Source organism: Leuconostoc rapi (assembly GCF_016908715.1).
GTDB classification, from domain to species: Bacteria; Bacillota; Bacilli; order Lactobacillales; family Lactobacillaceae; genus Leuconostoc; species Leuconostoc rapi.
This window is the reverse complement of the sequence record NZ_JAFBEK010000004.1, coordinates 45376-58800: the sequence shown is the minus strand read 5'-3', so window position 1 is coordinate 58800 and position 13425 is coordinate 45376. Positions and strand designations below refer to the sequence as shown.

The following is a 13425-nucleotide window of genomic DNA, read 5'->3' as shown; positions in this document are numbered from 1 at the left end:
GAAAACTTTATTATGACAACAAATGATTATATATGCGCTTATGCGAATAACAAAGATGACCGCTATCACCACTTACCTAGACTTGAGGTAGCAGTTAAACTATCCCGACTTCTATCAAAACGATTCACAGTTAAGGATATTGATAATAATCGTCGTGAGATGCTTGCGGATAAATTCGACATTACTGATTACAGTCTGAGCAAATTACTGACAGAAATAGAAAATCAAGAACGTTTTGAACTAATAGTCCGTTAATAGAGTCCAAGATAATGAATAGTGAAGATCTAATAAAAAATCCCAAAGAAAGGGTCAATAAATGATAGATTGTAAAATTGGGTTGAACATAGCTCTTTCACAAAAAAAATTGTGAAACATCAACTGGACTGCTCCGATTATCTCAAAGAGATGGTTTTTCCAATTATAAATGCCATTGTTGTTGTATAATTAGGGTTAACTAATAGGAGGACATTATGTTAGAAAACAAGTCTTACATTAAATCATCAGCAGATAAAGAGTTAGGCCATGCCGATGTAGTAATCACAAACCTTGGTATGCCATCAGTTCATCGTGTAATTTTGGTTCAAAGAACGGATGGATCTTTATACACAGTTTGGAATTCGGTTACAGAAGGAACTGCGTTTACAAACTATTCCAATGAGAAATATTTAGAAGTTTACTCGCAATTACAAAAAAGACTTGCTGAATACTTAGATCCAACATTCTCATACTTATCGGCCGACCAATTGAGAGACTTAGACGCAATCTTTGTCCTCGATAAAAAACCAAGAATTTATAACTCATTAGTAGAGCTTAATGATGATACTGTTTCTGAAGTCAAATTAAGTTTTAAAGACTTCTAAGTAAAAACTGAGTTAGCGTGAGAAAGCAAATGACAGAGACAGTTCCCGAAGAATTTTTGATGATATATCGAAATATAGAAAAAGAAGTTGTTGATTTATCTTATAAAATTACTTTCGACGAAAAACAAAAAAATGTCTATTCAACTTTTATAGGTGAATTAGAACTTAGAATCTTCACTTTGATTGAGTCAGTCGCCAAGTTTGAAGGTTCTGACAAACAAAATTACGATGAATTTTTTTTCAATAAGTTTAATAATGAAAATTCAAAACCAAGAGTTTTCGTAACAATGAACTCCTATAAGCTAAGTAAAAAAGATTATAGCGATGTGTTTGAAATGATTGAAAAACGAGTGGTTATGGTTAAGGAAGATGGAGACTTTATTTTAGATACAAAAGGACGTGTCAACTGCAAATATAATAACGCCTATCAAAATCTACGTCATAATTTCGTAAATTCATTGCCTGTATTTGGCACCATTGAATACTTATTTGAATCATTAGCTGCGCTTTTTGTAGTTATACAAGAAAAAGCATCCAATATATTTGCAATGTACGAACTTACTGATGATGGTAAAAAAAATTTTTGGCAGCAGAAAAGTCAGTATTATACTCGCAAGATCATTTAAAGTTCAATTTGTAACTATACCAATTGAAGTTAACATAACAGTTACTATCATAAGTAACGTTACATCAACGTTTATAAGTAACAAAAAATAGGTCATCCAAAAAAACTTTCACAAAGTCTTTGGAAGACCTATTTTGGTTAACTTTTTTTAAAACTTCACAAGAAATCAGATTTTAGACCAATTGCTATTCTGGCGTATGGTATACTAGTTGAAGCAAACAAGTTAAGGTGGTGGCTATCCTGAAAGGTGGTGGTGCTTATGGTTTTAAAACTGTAAACCCAGATCCTAGGAAGGGAGAGGCCTCGTGTCCGTATCGGATGCGCTACAACTCATGCTTGCCTTTGGTGGATTCATCTTAGGCATCTTGACGTTCGTAGTTTTGTTAATCGAAAAAATTAGCAAAAAAAAATAACCATCTTATCTTTGACTGATAATGGTTATTTTAGTTAACTAAATTATAGCCACCGTCTGAAACGGGTTTGCTAGGAGTCGTAGTTAGCGCTACGGCTCTTTTCTAATGTCTTTATTATAACACGCCATCTTTATTTTGTCTTACTGAAAGTTTTGCTTGCATATGAGAACCGATGTTCGTATAATAATAGAGAGTTACTAATGGATACGCAATATTTTAATATGAATTTTTAAGAATATGTTTCATCTAACGGTTACTAAGTAAAATAAGCAGATTGGTTTGGGATTAAATGGGACCACTCTTCTGTGAGAAGATGAACGGAGATGAAATGACGGACTTAAGCGATGAAATAATTGATATATTTGATCAAAAACTAGCTAAAAAATATAATTCTTCTCCTAGGCATGCTCAGGTTCAAATGGCTTTAGATATTTACTCCTATATTAAAAATTGTAGGAATACTGAATATGGTTCTAACAAAGTTTTATTTGAAGAAGCACCTGTTGGAACTGGAAAGTCATTGGGAACTCTAATTCCTGCAATCGTTGCAGCAAAAAATATGCACCTTCCATTCAAAGGAGTTATATATGCTACTGCTACAATAGGACTTCAATCTCAATTATGGCACGAAGAAAAAAAGACGTTGATCGATCTTGGTTTGTTGTATCCTCACGAGGCAAAGTTAGCTATGGGGAAAAATAATACTGCTTGTTTTAAAGGATATCAATTAAATCAAACTTCTTTTTCATCAGAAGAACAAAAAATACTGAATCGCTTTTTTAAAAAAACAATAACTGGATTAAAGGATGAATTAATAACGGACTTCGAATTTGACATTACGCCAGAGAAATGGGATTTGATTAAGATTCCCAGTGGAGAAAATTATTCCTGTGATTGTGTAGGTCATCAATATCGTAGAGACTTAAAGAAAAGCAGTCACTTAACAATTACCAACCAACAGCAACTGATATCCGCTTACTTAACAACTGCCAATCTTGAACCTTATCCACCGGTCCTCGACTTGAAAAATAAAATAATTGTGATTGATGAGGCACATGAACTCCAGGAAAACTTTTTGGAAGCACACACCAAACGGTTTCGACTGAAAGATTTAAAGAAGGTAGCTCGTCAATTTCTCTCATTAAATAGACAAGCTAATTTTAATCAGATGATAAAAGAATTAAATAAAAAATCTGATGAAATCTATAGTGGACGAGGTACTTTCCAATTTGAAAACACTCAAATTGCAATTTTTAGAAGCATAAATGAACATTTGAAAGAAGCCTTAGCCCAAGCAAGGAATGATTTTAATTATTCTGCTACTAACAAATTAGCTAAAATCTCTGAGCAATTAGACACAATGCTTTTGACAAAGGTTTATAAATCTTGGTATGAGTTTGACGTTACACATGATACATATGAAATTTGCTACGCCCCTAAAAATTTTGGCGAAAATTTAAATTTATTTTTAAAGAGATTGTCTTCGAATAATCCACTGATATTGTTGTCAGGTACGTTTTCTGCGAATGCTGGGACGCGTACTGCACCCAAAATTTTGGCAAAAAATTGGTATTTGACGAATCAAGAATTTATTCTGAATAAATATTCGTCCATTTTTGAATGGGATAAACAAATTTATGGAATAGGAATGGACAAATTCAACCCTATTAAACGTAATTCGCATATTATTAATGATGCGAATAGGCACGCCTTTCATATAGTCTATGAAATAGATGTGTTGGCAGAGCGTATTGCAGGAGGAATATTGATACTTACTACATCGTTAGAGTTAAAGGATAATATTGGTAAAAGGTTGCGTAATGTCAGTGATAAGATTGGCAGGACTGTGTTAGTTCAAAAGAAAGGTGAAAGTCAAAATCCCATAACCGTTGATAAATTTAAAAAGGATAAAAAATCTATACTGGTTGGTTCTGGAAGTTACTATACTGGATTTTCTGTTCCAGGCACTGCACTTCAAGGTTTAGTCATCACTAAGTTGCCATTCCCAGTCATCTCTAATCCTCTCTATACAATTAAGATGGATGAGCTAAATGCCGAGGATTCTGAGGGTAATGCCAAACAGATTGAAGAACTAAAATATTTTATGATGTTTATTAAACTTGAACAAGGAATTGGTCGATTAATAAGAACCACAGAGGATTATGGTACCCTGGTTATTACAGATCCGAGAATAAGTACTGATCCTAGAATTGTTGACTGGTTTCAAGGCCATAATATTCTTCTGCATACAAACTATGATGAAATGAAAACTTTCTACATGAATTGGTTAAATGGAGTTGATATCGAGGGTGAGGAGTATGTAAGAGAAGAATTGTTTAAAGATGGAATGAAAGGTAAGGTATGGCACACCTAGATAATATTGGATATAGAGAAAACAAGATAGCATAATACTGAAGATGGCTATTCAAACCGCCGATATATCAGCTTGTCAATGGTGTAAAAAATAAGGGTTCCAAAAAAATTTTAACAAAGTCTTCGGAAGCCTTATATTATTACTCGTTTTTTTAAATTCCACAAGCGTTTGAGTTTTAGACCAATTGCAATTTTGAGATATATTATACTAATTACTGCAAACAAGTTAAGATGGTGGCTATCTTGGAAGGTGGTGGTGCTTATGGTGTTAAAACTGTAAACCCAGATCCTAGGAAAGGAGATGCCTGGTGTCCGTACCGGATATTTTACAACTAATGATTAGTTTTGGGATGTTTGTCCTAGCGTTGATCGCATTAGTTGTTGAGCTGATAAAAAACAGCAATAAAAAATGACTATCTTAGCTTTGGCAAGTAGATAGTCATAACTGATTAAAAACGAAGTCACCGTCGAAACGGGTTTGCTAGGAGTCGTAGTTCGTGCTACGGCTTTTTATGTCTTTATTATAGCAAACAAGTTATTCTATTTTCAATAACTTGCTTGCTGATATTGAAAGATATGGGGATATATACGTGGTTAGTCTATTTTTTCAAGTGTTGGCAAATTACCTGATTCAACATTTTCTTTCATGTTTTTAAAATTTTCGATCAAATTATCAATGACTTTCAATACATCATCTTCATCTCCTGAAATGTTGCCGTTTTCTATTTCATTCTCAAATCTGTTAAATGATACATTAGTAACATCAATATCATGTTTTTTGAAATACAGCATGTAATCCAGTAGTTCGGTCACACGTTCCTTGTCGTGTACGTGGTGTTTACCCAAGAAGTTAAACACCGTGTTCTCATCAGCTGTGATTTCGTCATATATCTGTCCGCCGGTCTTGCCTAACACTAACCCTATGGCGCGGTAAAAACGCCCAGATAGGTTGTTCACATCCCTATTACGTATACTTTTAAATGATGTTTCTGGTATGCCGGATATTTTAGCAACTTCGTATCTCGTGGTGTTATTTAATTTTAAATATTCATCTAATTTCATGATTCTTCCTTTAAGAGTTGTAACTTTCAAATTTGTTTCTTGCATAGCGTGCTAGTGCTTCAATTGTACGGTTGTAGTTGTCTGAGAACCCTTGTAAGTTAGTAATAAACTGGTACAAGTCAAATGTATCATTGAATACGCCTGTAGCAGTTTCCATATCACGATACCATACTACTGTTTAGTTCCTTCATGCGTTTTGTCATGTCTTTTACCTCTTTCTTAACTTTGAATGAATTATATCGTTAAATATAGAGGTATTAAATAGATCAATTGTTACTTTGGGTTACGTTATGGACGTGGTAATACTGAAATACTTAATTGATGACAGCGATTGTTTAAAAAACCTATATCCCAAAACTAATTAAATTCCAAATTGCTTCGAATCTTTTTTGATAATCAGGTAAATTCCATAGCTCTTTGAAATTTGGTAGCGTAAAAACGGCAAAAGCTGACATAATAGCTTCAGCCTTTTCTAAATCTGGATCATTATAATTCATTATAGCGTCAATTTTTTGGTAAGATTCTTTTAGAACCGATCTCAAGGCAAAGGGGTTATTATCAATATATTGCGTATTTAATACAAACATTTTTGGGTTTTCATTATAAGCACGTTTTTTTGCATTGACAAATAGCCATAACCAATCGTGTAAATAGGTCTTTTTGTCTGGCATATTTTGTGCTGTTATAGTAATTTGTTCAGATATCATTTGATTAAACCAGCCTTTTGCAACGGCCTCCCACAATTCTTGTTTATTCTTAAAATGCTTATATATAGCGCCATGTGTGACACCTAGTTTATTCGCAATTTGAGAAAGTGTCACATCAGTTGTGTTTGTTTCTAAAATTAACAATTTGGTGGTATCGATGATTTTTTTTTGTGTTAGTTTCTCCATAATTATTTTGTCCACTTTCTATACATTAATGAAGAGTTAAAGTCTATTACATGATATCACACTAATCATTAAGTAACAAAGCTTGACATTTGTTACTCATAAGAATAATATAAAAAGTAACAAGTGTTGTAAAATGTAACGTAATAACAAATTGAGGAGTGATTAGTAATGAAAGCAGCACAAATAATAAAATATTCAAAAAACTTTGAAGCTAAAATTGTCGATGTTCCAATACCAGAAATCAATGATGATGAGGTCTTGGTGCAGGTAAAAGCTGCAGCAGTCAACCCATTAGAAAAATTAATTGGAACAGGTGCTGTAAAGCTGATACAAAATTATAGCATGCCATTGATTCTTGGCAATGAAATGTCAGGTATTGTAGTAAAAGTTGGTAAGAATGTTACACAATATCAGGTTAATGATGCGGTCTATTCCCGATTGCCACTAACAAAAATTGGCGCATTTGCAGAATATGTGGCTGTCGAAGCTGATGCGATTGGACTTCTTGCTGCTAATCTTGATTTTGTTAGCGGCGTTGCAGTCCCCCTAACAGGTTTGACAGCATTTCAAGGATTACATGAAGAATTAGAGGCTAAAGCTGGAGAATCAGTTTTCATCTCGGGTGGGTCTGGTTCCTTTGGACAACTAGCCGTTCCAATTGCCAAAAGTATGGGACTGAAAGTTATTGTTAGTGGCAACTCCGAGTCACAAGAGCACATTTTGGCGTTAGGGGCAGATCAATATATTGATTATAAAAGAGAAAATTATTGGGAAGTATTGCATGATGTTGATTATGTCATTGATACATTAGGAGCAAGCGAAATTGCCCATGAATTATCTATCATCAAATCTGATGGCGGTGGGCGTTTACTTTCGCTTCAAGCTGGCCCAAATAGGCGTTATGCTATAGCAAATGATTTTCCATTGTGGAAACAAAAATTATTTTCCATATCGGGTATGAAAGTTGATAGTCAAGCTGCGAAACGGAATATTGAATATCATTTTATTTTTGTACGAAGTGATGGAAAACAACTCCAAGAAGTAACCAAAATTATTGAAGATAATAATATTGTACCTTTTGTTGACCCCACTCACTTTACGCTTGATGATATTAACGAAGCATTATCATTGGTTGCGCATGGTCACCCTAAAGGAAAAGTAGTTATTAGATTTTAAGGAAAATTATTATGCAAGCAGTACAAATGTCAGTATATTCTCCCAAACTAAACGTAGACATCAATGATATTTCTACCCCTAAAATAAGAGATAATCAACTATTGATCAAAGTTATGGTAGCTGGTGTTGATCCTCATATCGTGTTGGCACTCACTGGAAAAGTGAAATTATTTGGTCGCTACGATTTTCCAAAAACTTTAGGAAATGAACTTTCAGGAATTGTTGTTGAAGTTGGTTCTCAGGTCAATAAATTTAATGCTGGTGATTATGTGTATACCATGCCATCACTTGATGATATGGGAGCTTTTGCTGAATACATTGCAGTAGACGCTGATTATGTTGCGCAAATGCCTGAAAATTTGTCTTTTGCGCAAGCAGCAGCAGTGCCTTTGTCTGGACTAACGATTATGCAAATACTCCAGATGATCAAACCAAAAGCTGGTGAGAGATTGTTTATTTCCGGTGGTACAGGTGGTTTTGGTCAAGTTGCGGTACCCTACGCCATATCTAAGGGATTGCAAGTAACAGTTAGTGGCAGCAAACCTTCAAGGAAAATAGCAGAGAAGTTGAATGCTGGATTTATTGATTATATGAGTACAGATTATGATCAACATGAACATATCTATGACTATGTGATTGATACACGTGGCGTTGAAACTGTAAGAAAACATTTAAAATTGTTGAAGCCAGGTGGGCGTATGATTTCTTTAAACGGTGGACCAAATAAAAGGTTTGCTCAACGTAATCAAAATTTCTCGTACTCTAGAAAAATTCTGTTTTCACTCATTGGTTTTGTTTTTGATAATTTGGCGCAACTATCTAAAGTACAATATGATTTTTTATACGTAGAAGCCAATGGGGAACAATTGAAACAGGTAACTAAATTTATTGAACAAACACACTTTGAACCAATAATTGATTCGGAATATTCTTTTTTACAAGTTAATGAAGCAATAAAAAAAATTGCAACGCAACAAAGCCAAGGAAAAGTTCTATTAAATTTAGAGAACACATATTAGAAAGGAAATGCTATTTATGAAAACTAGTTATATAAGAGCACCAAATCAGACGATTACAAGTTTAGATGGTACGAGATATGCGTACCGCGAGTTAGGTGGAAAAAGGTATTCCAGTCGTATTTTTTACACATTTATCGGCCAATCTTGATAATTGGGATCCTAGAGTTATTGATGGCATTGCTGAGAAACATTGGGTGATCACCTTTGATAATAAAGGTATCGGCTCATCTAGCGGAAAAACGCCAAATAGCATTGAGCAGATGGCTCAAGATGCTTTAGATTTTATTAAGGCATTGGGATTGTCAAAAATTGATGTTTTATCTTTTTCGATGGGTGGTATGATTGCCCAAGAATTAATAAATTACGAACCTAATTTGGTTCGTAAATTAATTTTGTCTGGTACCGGTCCTCGAGGTGGTGAAAATATTGAAAACGTCGCAAGACTCTCTGATCTAGACACTATTCGAAGTGTCTTTACTCTAAAAGATGTTAAAACTTATCTTTTCTTTACGCGTACTGCTAACGGCCGAAAAAAAAGCAAAAGAATTTTTGAGACGTTTGGAGGAAAGAAAAGAACGACGCGATAAGTCAACCAGCTGGTCGTCTTATCGTACACAATTGAAAGCTATTAGACATTGGGGATTAGCTGATCCTGCTGACTTATCTAAAATTACGCAGGCTACATTGGTAGTGAACGGTGATCATGACCGTATGGTGCCGACGCCAAATTCAATTGAGTTGGCGCGTCGATTACCTAAAAGTAAACTTATCATTTATCCAGATGCTGGACATGGTGGCATTTTTCAACATTACGAAACATTTGTGAATGATGTTAATAAGTTTTTAGAACAAAACTAGTTATTGGAAAAATAGGAGATTAATTATTATGACAGATCGTTTAAAGAATAAAGTTGCAATTGTTACTGGTGGTGTTTCAGGAATTGGTAAAGCAATTGCTAAGGACTTCTTGTCTGAAGGCGCCAAAGTTGTTATCACAGGACGTCGTGAAGAATTAGGAAATTCAGTTGCAAAAGAATTGGGTACTTCAGATGACGTGATTTACTTAAAGCAAGATGTTAGCCAAGAAGACGAGTGGAACACTGTTGTTGATGCAACTATTAGTAAGTTTGGTAAATTTGATATATTAGTCAATAATGCGGGTGTAGGTGCTTCAGGTAAGTTACTGTCACAAACAAGTTTGGCAGAATGGCAAAATGTCATGGATATCAATTTAACGGGTAATTTTCTAGGTATTCGTGCAGCGTTAAATAAAATGACAGCAGGGTCAATTGTCAATGTTTCTTCTGTTTTAGGTATGATGGCTGGTATGCCTGGCGTAAGTCCCTATGCTGCTTCAAAGGGTGGCACGCGCATGCTCACTAAAGCTGCTGCTATAGAGGCTATTGCAATGAATAAAACTATTCGTGTGAACTCGGTTCATCCCGGATTTGTTGAGACAGCCTTGTTACCACCAGATATGAAATTAGCAATGGAGCAACAACATGAATCAATTCCACCATTTGGTCAAGGAGAAGATGTTGCTAAAGCTGTGACATATCTAGCTTCAGACGAAGCCAAGTATACAACAGGTTCAGAATTGGTGTTGGATGGTGGCGCATTAGCCGGTCGTCGTTGAGGATAATAAAGAAATTTTATACATGGCAATTTTTAAAATAAGATTAAGCATTTGTCATAAAGGAAGCTTAATAATACTATAATAAATGTATTGGATTATATGATTAATTTCTCGACATAACTTATAAAATCGACGTCCGTGTAACGATATGAAAATCGAACACAATTTATGAAGTTCGGATTGTGGATGAAGTCTATTCCGGTATGATAAATATATTTTTTGAGTATTATAAAATAGGCTATGCGACAACATCACAACAGATTGCTCGCCTTGAAGGAACATACCGTGAACAGATACCGGCAATCAAGCAACAAATTAAACATGAAACAGGGCTAACCGTCACCAGTAAGTAGGTTAGTCTTTTTTACTGGCACATTCTAGCACAATCATCATGCCAAAAAACAGTGAAACCACAGTAATTAGTAACATGAGCCAACCAAACTTAGCGACAAAAATTAATACGATAATTCCAACCAAAATCACCCGCCAATGGATAAAAAGTGTCCCAAACAAAATAATCAGGGTATATAAAATCCAACCAATGATATGTCCTAAGAGCCAACAAGTAACCATCGCTAAAATACATAAACTAAATACCAACATACTGATTACCTCCTGTCGTTAATTTTTTTGTTGAGAACAATATTGAAATATTTCTTGCGTGACGCTTTGGTAATTTAATAAATTTTTGATGCCAAAATAAACTTGCGTGTAGGCACAGACTAGGTAGCCAAAATACCAATCATGACCACGTTCGTTTAAGCCTTCTGGGTGATCTAATAATAACCTTTGCACCCGTCGTTGAATCCGTGGTCCGAATAAGGTGTCGTTGTATATTTTTTTGGCTAGATTTGGGTAGGTAGGTTGGCCATCAATTGGCACTATGATTAGTTTTTCTAGGATTTTCTTCTCCATATTCTGACTTCCTTAGGTTATTGATTATGTTTGACAAAACGCACTTTTGCTTTTTTATTGCTATAAGACGTATTATCCAAAGCTTTTTGTGCCCGTTCGCGCCGTTTTTGATCGATTGCTTGATTGTGTTTACGTTTTAACTTAGCAGCTTGCCGTGCTTCTGTTTGTCGTGCTTGAATTTGACGCAATTCTTGCGGTAAATAATCTTTTTCATATAGGGCAAGTTTCTTCCTAATTTTATCAAGGCGAGCGTCTCTTTTAGAATCGCGTTTCTTTGGTTTTGAAGGTGTCCAGGCTTTAATCTTTGACATCAGGTATTTCCTTTTCTAAGTGAGATTGGCGGTCTGCCAGTCTGATTAAGACTGCTGAGTTACTAATGCGTGCGTTTCTACATAGCAAAATCATTGTTTTAAGCCCTTGACGACGTGCTTTTAAATGATTATTAGCTAGAAGATACAATTCGTGACTAAACTCAGCATCATCAATATCAGCCGCTAATTCAGCGAGATGTAAATATTGGGTGTCCAATTGCGTTAATTCAATTGCCAACAATTGGTCTAGTGACTCCTCAAGCGACTTAAAGGTGGCAACGGTTTGTTGAACTTCTTGAAGGGCACTTTGACGCATAATTTTCTGTTTAAGATTTTCGTGTGGGTTGACCATAATTAACCTCCTGGTGATTGTTGCTTAGATGCCCCGTATTGATCCAACGTTTCAAAGACTCGAAAGCTGATTCTTTGAAAGCCAACGAGGCGATGAGATAAAAGCCAAAAAAGGTGAGTAGCACCATTAATAGCGTGCCATTAATTATCATAAGCAAAACATCTAGCATGATAATAGCGGCTGGTATCAGTAATAAAAATTTTGTGACTCGTGACATGTGCATGCTCCTGGGCTAAAAAGCCTATGTAGACCAACCAATCAGAAACCTTTTCCTGCCGGCCCTGTCTGTGATTGGTGTGTTATTTCGTTTTGACGAAGACAATGCGTCACAAGCAGCCCCAAATAAAAGGGAGAGCGGAGCGAATTCACGTAGCCCTTTTATTTGGGGCTAGTGCTTGTTGCTGTGGTAAAACCACCACAGCTTACAAGTCACTGGTTGTGGCACAATGTTTGACTCAAAGCGAAATGACACCCATGAGCATGGCAGGTAAGCGAAGCGCATTTGATCCCGCTTGCGGGTCTGGGGAACACGGCAAAAAAGTATTACCGTTAACTTTTATCAATCCACGCGCCTATGTCCGTTTAAAATTTTTCGTAATCAGTTGTTATTTGCTTGTATTCGGCATATATTTCTCGACTATCGAAATCGTTACTACCTAAAACAACTTTTTCTTCAAAATAGTGTTGCTTACCAACTAGAATAGCTTGCGCTATTTTCTGTTCATCTGTGAACGTATTTGGGACATTCACTGCTACGGTTTTAACTAAAGTTTCAACATATGTCACGTTCACAATTGCCATATTTATTATTCCCCTTAAATTGTCGTTCTTAATGTGATGTGATGACCCTGAGTGAGTTCGCCAACAATAAAGGCACTTAATGCCATTGCTTCATCAGTCATTGTCATCTGTCTCCTGTTGATTTTGCGTGTAATAGGTTAGACCATTTTCTTCGACTTGATTAAAAATTTGGATAAAGTCTTTATCAAAGAAATTTTTCTTTTTGCTCAATTCAAATTGCGATCAGGTAAATTCCATTGCTTGATATTGACTAGGGGTAATACTACTTGGCTTCACTTTGGTGTCAAGGCACAACATAGCTTGATAGAACAACTTAGGGCTTTCCTTTTGCAAAGCTTGCAGGGTATTAAATATAGTATTTACCAAAGCCACACTCACATTGGCTTCAACCATTTCTTCAAAACCTTTACTTAATTGATTTTTGTAATGATTTGTGGGAATTTTAGTTTCGTTAAACAAATAGGTCATATCCGCAATAGATTGGGCCATTTTTGCGATTGGTAATTTGCTAAAATCATCATAGAATTGCTTTGTCATGCGTTTTTCTCCGTTGTTTTTACTTCAATCAATTGAATGTTGTGGCCGTATCTTTCCGCAAAAAAAGTTGTCATGTCACTAAGAATATAATCTTTGCTACGGCAGTGATTGTAAACTTGAAAAGCCACAGGGTAGCCACCGTGAACAACAATATTTCTATCAGCTGAAGCCCAGCGTTGTGTTACACATGTTGATTTTTCAAATCTAAAGTAAATTGGTATCATCTTAAAAACCCTTTCCTGACGGCTGCTTTGTGTTGCCGTTTTATTCTGATGGTGTTTGTGAACGGACAAACGACAACAAGCTAGGGCGGGTTTGCAAAGCTCGCGCAGCGACACGGAGTGCTTGGCCTTGCAAATTTAGCCCCAAATCTTTGGACTTTAGTCCTTAGATTTGTTTGGCTTGTTAGAGTTTTGGTAGTCACATACACCAGAATAACCGCACAAAAAACA

At 35.5% G+C, this 13425-nt stretch carries 23 protein-coding genes; 12 read left to right on the top strand and 11 right to left on the bottom strand.

From position 1 onward, the window contains the following. Positions 1 to 12: 12 nt before the first annotated feature. The 6 genes from JOD28_RS05325 to JOD28_RS09910 all read left to right on the top strand — a co-directional run bounded on the left by JOD28_RS05325 (position 13) and on the right by JOD28_RS09910 (position 4684). Positions 13 to 255 (top strand): hypothetical protein, encoded by a 243-nt coding sequence (locus JOD28_RS05325; protein WP_089896169.1) that lies wholly within the window; start codon positions 13 to 15, stop codon positions 253 to 255. 215 nt (positions 256 to 470) lie between these two features. Then, complete coding sequence (locus JOD28_RS05320; protein ID WP_060391612.1) at positions 471 to 860, top strand: hypothetical protein; 390 nt, start codon at positions 471 to 473, stop codon at positions 858 to 860. 29 nt (positions 861 to 889) lie between these two features. Next, positions 890 to 1486, top strand: coding sequence for a hypothetical protein (locus JOD28_RS05315; protein WP_060391611.1), 597 nt, complete (start codon positions 890 to 892; stop codon positions 1484 to 1486). A 331-nt stretch (positions 1487 to 1817) separates the two neighbouring features. Then, entirely contained in the window at positions 1818 to 1898 is an 81-nt protein-coding gene (locus tag JOD28_RS05310; RefSeq protein WP_167343931.1) for a putative holin-like toxin, read from the top strand. Positions 1899 to 2211: 313 nt separating this feature from the next. Next, positions 2212 to 4272, top strand: coding sequence for an ATP-dependent DNA helicase (locus JOD28_RS05305; protein WP_167343926.1), 2061 nt, complete (start codon positions 2212 to 2214; stop codon positions 4270 to 4272). Between the two features lie 334 nt (positions 4273 to 4606). Next, positions 4607 to 4684, top strand: coding sequence for a putative holin-like toxin (locus JOD28_RS09910; RefSeq protein WP_404819044.1), 78 nt, complete (start codon positions 4607 to 4609; stop codon positions 4682 to 4684). A 181-nt stretch (positions 4685 to 4865) separates the two neighbouring features. Here JOD28_RS09910 and JOD28_RS05290 read toward each other — a convergent pair whose 3' ends face one another. The 3 genes from JOD28_RS05290 to JOD28_RS05280 form a co-directional block, all read right to left on the bottom strand. Continuing rightward, entirely contained in the window at positions 4866 to 5333 is a 468-nt protein-coding gene (locus tag JOD28_RS05290; RefSeq protein WP_180384638.1) for a hypothetical protein, read from the bottom strand. A gap of 10 nt (positions 5334 to 5343) precedes the next feature. Further along, the gene (locus JOD28_RS05285; protein ID WP_156415752.1) at positions 5344 to 5490 is read right to left on the bottom strand and encodes a hypothetical protein; all 147 of its coding nucleotides are present in this window, start codon (positions 5488 to 5490) and stop codon (positions 5344 to 5346) included. Positions 5491 to 5677: 187 nt separating this feature from the next. After that, on the bottom strand, positions 5678 to 6226 hold the full coding sequence (locus tag JOD28_RS05280; RefSeq protein ID WP_060391608.1) for a TetR/AcrR family transcriptional regulator: 549 nt from the start codon (positions 6224 to 6226) through the stop codon (positions 5678 to 5680). Positions 6227 to 6394: 168 nt separating this feature from the next. Here JOD28_RS05280 and JOD28_RS05275 point away from each other — a divergent pair, with 168 nt between their 5' ends. The 6 genes from JOD28_RS05275 to JOD28_RS05255 all read left to right on the top strand — a co-directional run bounded on the left by JOD28_RS05275 (position 6395) and on the right by JOD28_RS05255 (position 10410). Then, a complete protein-coding gene (locus JOD28_RS05275; RefSeq protein WP_060391607.1) occupies positions 6395 to 7402 on the top strand; it encodes an NADP-dependent oxidoreductase in 1008 nt (335 codons plus the stop codon). A gap of 11 nt (positions 7403 to 7413) precedes the next feature. Then, positions 7414 to 8421 carry an NADP-dependent oxidoreductase gene (locus JOD28_RS05270; RefSeq protein ID WP_060391606.1) on the top strand — a complete coding sequence of 336 codons (1008 nt, stop codon included), beginning with the start codon at positions 7414 to 7416 and terminating at the stop codon, positions 8419 to 8421. A 95-nt stretch (positions 8422 to 8516) separates the two neighbouring features. Further along, entirely contained in the window at positions 8517 to 9008 is a 492-nt protein-coding gene (locus JOD28_RS09770) for an alpha/beta fold hydrolase (RefSeq protein ID WP_224132440.1), read from the top strand. Next, positions 8980 to 9279, top strand: coding sequence for an alpha/beta fold hydrolase (locus JOD28_RS09765; RefSeq protein WP_224133035.1), 300 nt, complete (start codon positions 8980 to 8982; stop codon positions 9277 to 9279). The genes JOD28_RS09770 and JOD28_RS09765 overlap by 29 nt, the downstream gene beginning before the upstream one ends. A gap of 28 nt (positions 9280 to 9307) precedes the next feature. After that, positions 9308 to 10057: an SDR family NAD(P)-dependent oxidoreductase gene (locus JOD28_RS05260; protein ID WP_060391605.1), complete on the top strand. Its 750-nt coding sequence runs from the start codon at positions 9308 to 9310 to the stop codon at positions 10055 to 10057. 164 nt (positions 10058 to 10221) lie between these two features. Further along, positions 10222 to 10410 (top strand): hypothetical protein, encoded by a 189-nt coding sequence (locus JOD28_RS05255; protein WP_060391604.1) that lies wholly within the window; start codon positions 10222 to 10224, stop codon positions 10408 to 10410. A gap of 1 nt (position 10411) precedes the next feature. Here JOD28_RS05255 and JOD28_RS05250 read toward each other — a convergent pair whose 3' ends face one another. From JOD28_RS05250 to JOD28_RS05215, 8 genes are all read right to left on the bottom strand, one after another. After that, on the bottom strand, positions 10412 to 10660 hold the full coding sequence (locus JOD28_RS05250; protein WP_060391603.1) for a hypothetical protein: 249 nt from the start codon (positions 10658 to 10660) through the stop codon (positions 10412 to 10414). Positions 10661 to 10678: 18 nt separating this feature from the next. After that, positions 10679 to 10972 carry a hypothetical protein gene (locus JOD28_RS05245; protein WP_060391602.1) on the bottom strand — a complete coding sequence of 98 codons (294 nt, stop codon included), beginning with the start codon at positions 10970 to 10972 and terminating at the stop codon, positions 10679 to 10681. A 17-nt stretch (positions 10973 to 10989) separates the two neighbouring features. After that, positions 10990 to 11283, bottom strand: coding sequence for a hypothetical protein (locus tag JOD28_RS05240; protein ID WP_060391601.1), 294 nt, complete (start codon positions 11281 to 11283; stop codon positions 10990 to 10992). Then, entirely contained in the window at positions 11270 to 11635 is a 366-nt protein-coding gene (locus JOD28_RS05235; RefSeq protein ID WP_060391600.1) for a hypothetical protein, read from the bottom strand. Before JOD28_RS05235 ends, JOD28_RS05240 begins: the two co-directional genes overlap by 14 nt. After that, positions 11610 to 11852 (bottom strand): hypothetical protein, encoded by a 243-nt coding sequence (locus tag JOD28_RS05230; RefSeq protein WP_060391599.1) that lies wholly within the window; start codon positions 11850 to 11852, stop codon positions 11610 to 11612. Before JOD28_RS05230 ends, JOD28_RS05235 begins: the two co-directional genes overlap by 26 nt. Before the next feature lie 365 nt (positions 11853 to 12217). Further along, a complete protein-coding gene (locus tag JOD28_RS05225; protein WP_060391598.1) occupies positions 12218 to 12436 on the bottom strand; it encodes a hypothetical protein in 219 nt (72 codons plus the stop codon). 222 nt (positions 12437 to 12658) lie between these two features. After that, entirely contained in the window at positions 12659 to 12973 is a 315-nt protein-coding gene (locus JOD28_RS05220) for a hypothetical protein (RefSeq protein WP_224132426.1), read from the bottom strand. Then, a complete protein-coding gene (locus JOD28_RS05215) occupies positions 12970 to 13197 on the bottom strand; it encodes a hypothetical protein (RefSeq protein WP_060391597.1) in 228 nt (75 codons plus the stop codon). The genes JOD28_RS05220 and JOD28_RS05215 overlap by 4 nt, the downstream gene beginning before the upstream one ends. Positions 13198 to 13425 lie beyond the last annotated feature (228 nt).

Excerpts from the sequence above, each read along its gene's own strand:
- JOD28_RS05325 (WP_089896169.1), top strand. The coding sequence starts at position 13 with ATGACAACAAATGATTATATATGCGCTTATGCGAATAACAAAGATGAC.
- JOD28_RS05320 (WP_060391612.1), top strand. The coding sequence starts at position 471 with ATGTTAGAAAACAAGTCTTACATTAAATCATCAGCAGATAAAGAGTTA.
- JOD28_RS05315 (WP_060391611.1), top strand. The coding sequence starts at position 890 with ATGACAGAGACAGTTCCCGAAGAATTTTTGATGATATATCGAAATATA.
- JOD28_RS05310 (WP_167343931.1), top strand. The coding sequence starts at position 1,818 with ATGCTTGCCTTTGGTGGATTCATCTTAGGCATCTTGACGTTCGTAGTT.
- JOD28_RS05305 (WP_167343926.1), top strand. The coding sequence starts at position 2,212 with ATGAACGGAGATGAAATGACGGACTTAAGCGATGAAATAATTGATATA.
- JOD28_RS09910 (WP_404819044.1), top strand. The coding sequence starts at position 4,607 with ATGATTAGTTTTGGGATGTTTGTCCTAGCGTTGATCGCATTAGTTGTT.
- JOD28_RS05290 (WP_180384638.1), bottom strand. The coding sequence starts at position 5,333 with ATGAAATTAGATGAATATTTAAAATTAAATAACACCACGAGATACGAA.
- JOD28_RS05285 (WP_156415752.1), bottom strand. The coding sequence starts at position 5,490 with ATGGAAACTGCTACAGGCGTATTCAATGATACATTTGACTTGTACCAG.
- JOD28_RS05280 (WP_060391608.1), bottom strand. The coding sequence starts at position 6,226 with ATGGAGAAACTAACACAAAAAAAAATCATCGATACCACCAAATTGTTA.
- JOD28_RS05275 (WP_060391607.1), top strand. The coding sequence starts at position 6,395 with ATGAAAGCAGCACAAATAATAAAATATTCAAAAAACTTTGAAGCTAAA.
- JOD28_RS05270 (WP_060391606.1), top strand. The coding sequence starts at position 7,414 with ATGCAAGCAGTACAAATGTCAGTATATTCTCCCAAACTAAACGTAGAC.
- JOD28_RS05260 (WP_060391605.1), top strand. The coding sequence starts at position 9,308 with ATGACAGATCGTTTAAAGAATAAAGTTGCAATTGTTACTGGTGGTGTT.
- JOD28_RS05250 (WP_060391603.1), bottom strand. The coding sequence starts at position 10,660 with ATGTTGGTATTTAGTTTATGTATTTTAGCGATGGTTACTTGTTGGCTC.
- JOD28_RS05245 (WP_060391602.1), bottom strand. The coding sequence starts at position 10,972 with ATGGAGAAGAAAATCCTAGAAAAACTAATCATAGTGCCAATTGATGGC.
- JOD28_RS05240 (WP_060391601.1), bottom strand. The coding sequence starts at position 11,283 with ATGTCAAAGATTAAAGCCTGGACACCTTCAAAACCAAAGAAACGCGAT.
- JOD28_RS05235 (WP_060391600.1), bottom strand. The coding sequence starts at position 11,635 with ATGGTCAACCCACACGAAAATCTTAAACAGAAAATTATGCGTCAAAGT.
- JOD28_RS05230 (WP_060391599.1), bottom strand. The coding sequence starts at position 11,852 with ATGTCACGAGTCACAAAATTTTTATTACTGATACCAGCCGCTATTATC.
- JOD28_RS05225 (WP_060391598.1), bottom strand. The coding sequence starts at position 12,436 with ATGGCAATTGTGAACGTGACATATGTTGAAACTTTAGTTAAAACCGTA.
- JOD28_RS05220 (WP_224132426.1), bottom strand. The coding sequence starts at position 12,973 with ATGACAAAGCAATTCTATGATGATTTTAGCAAATTACCAATCGCAAAA.
- JOD28_RS05215 (WP_060391597.1), bottom strand. The coding sequence starts at position 13,197 with ATGATACCAATTTACTTTAGATTTGAAAAATCAACATGTGTAACACAA.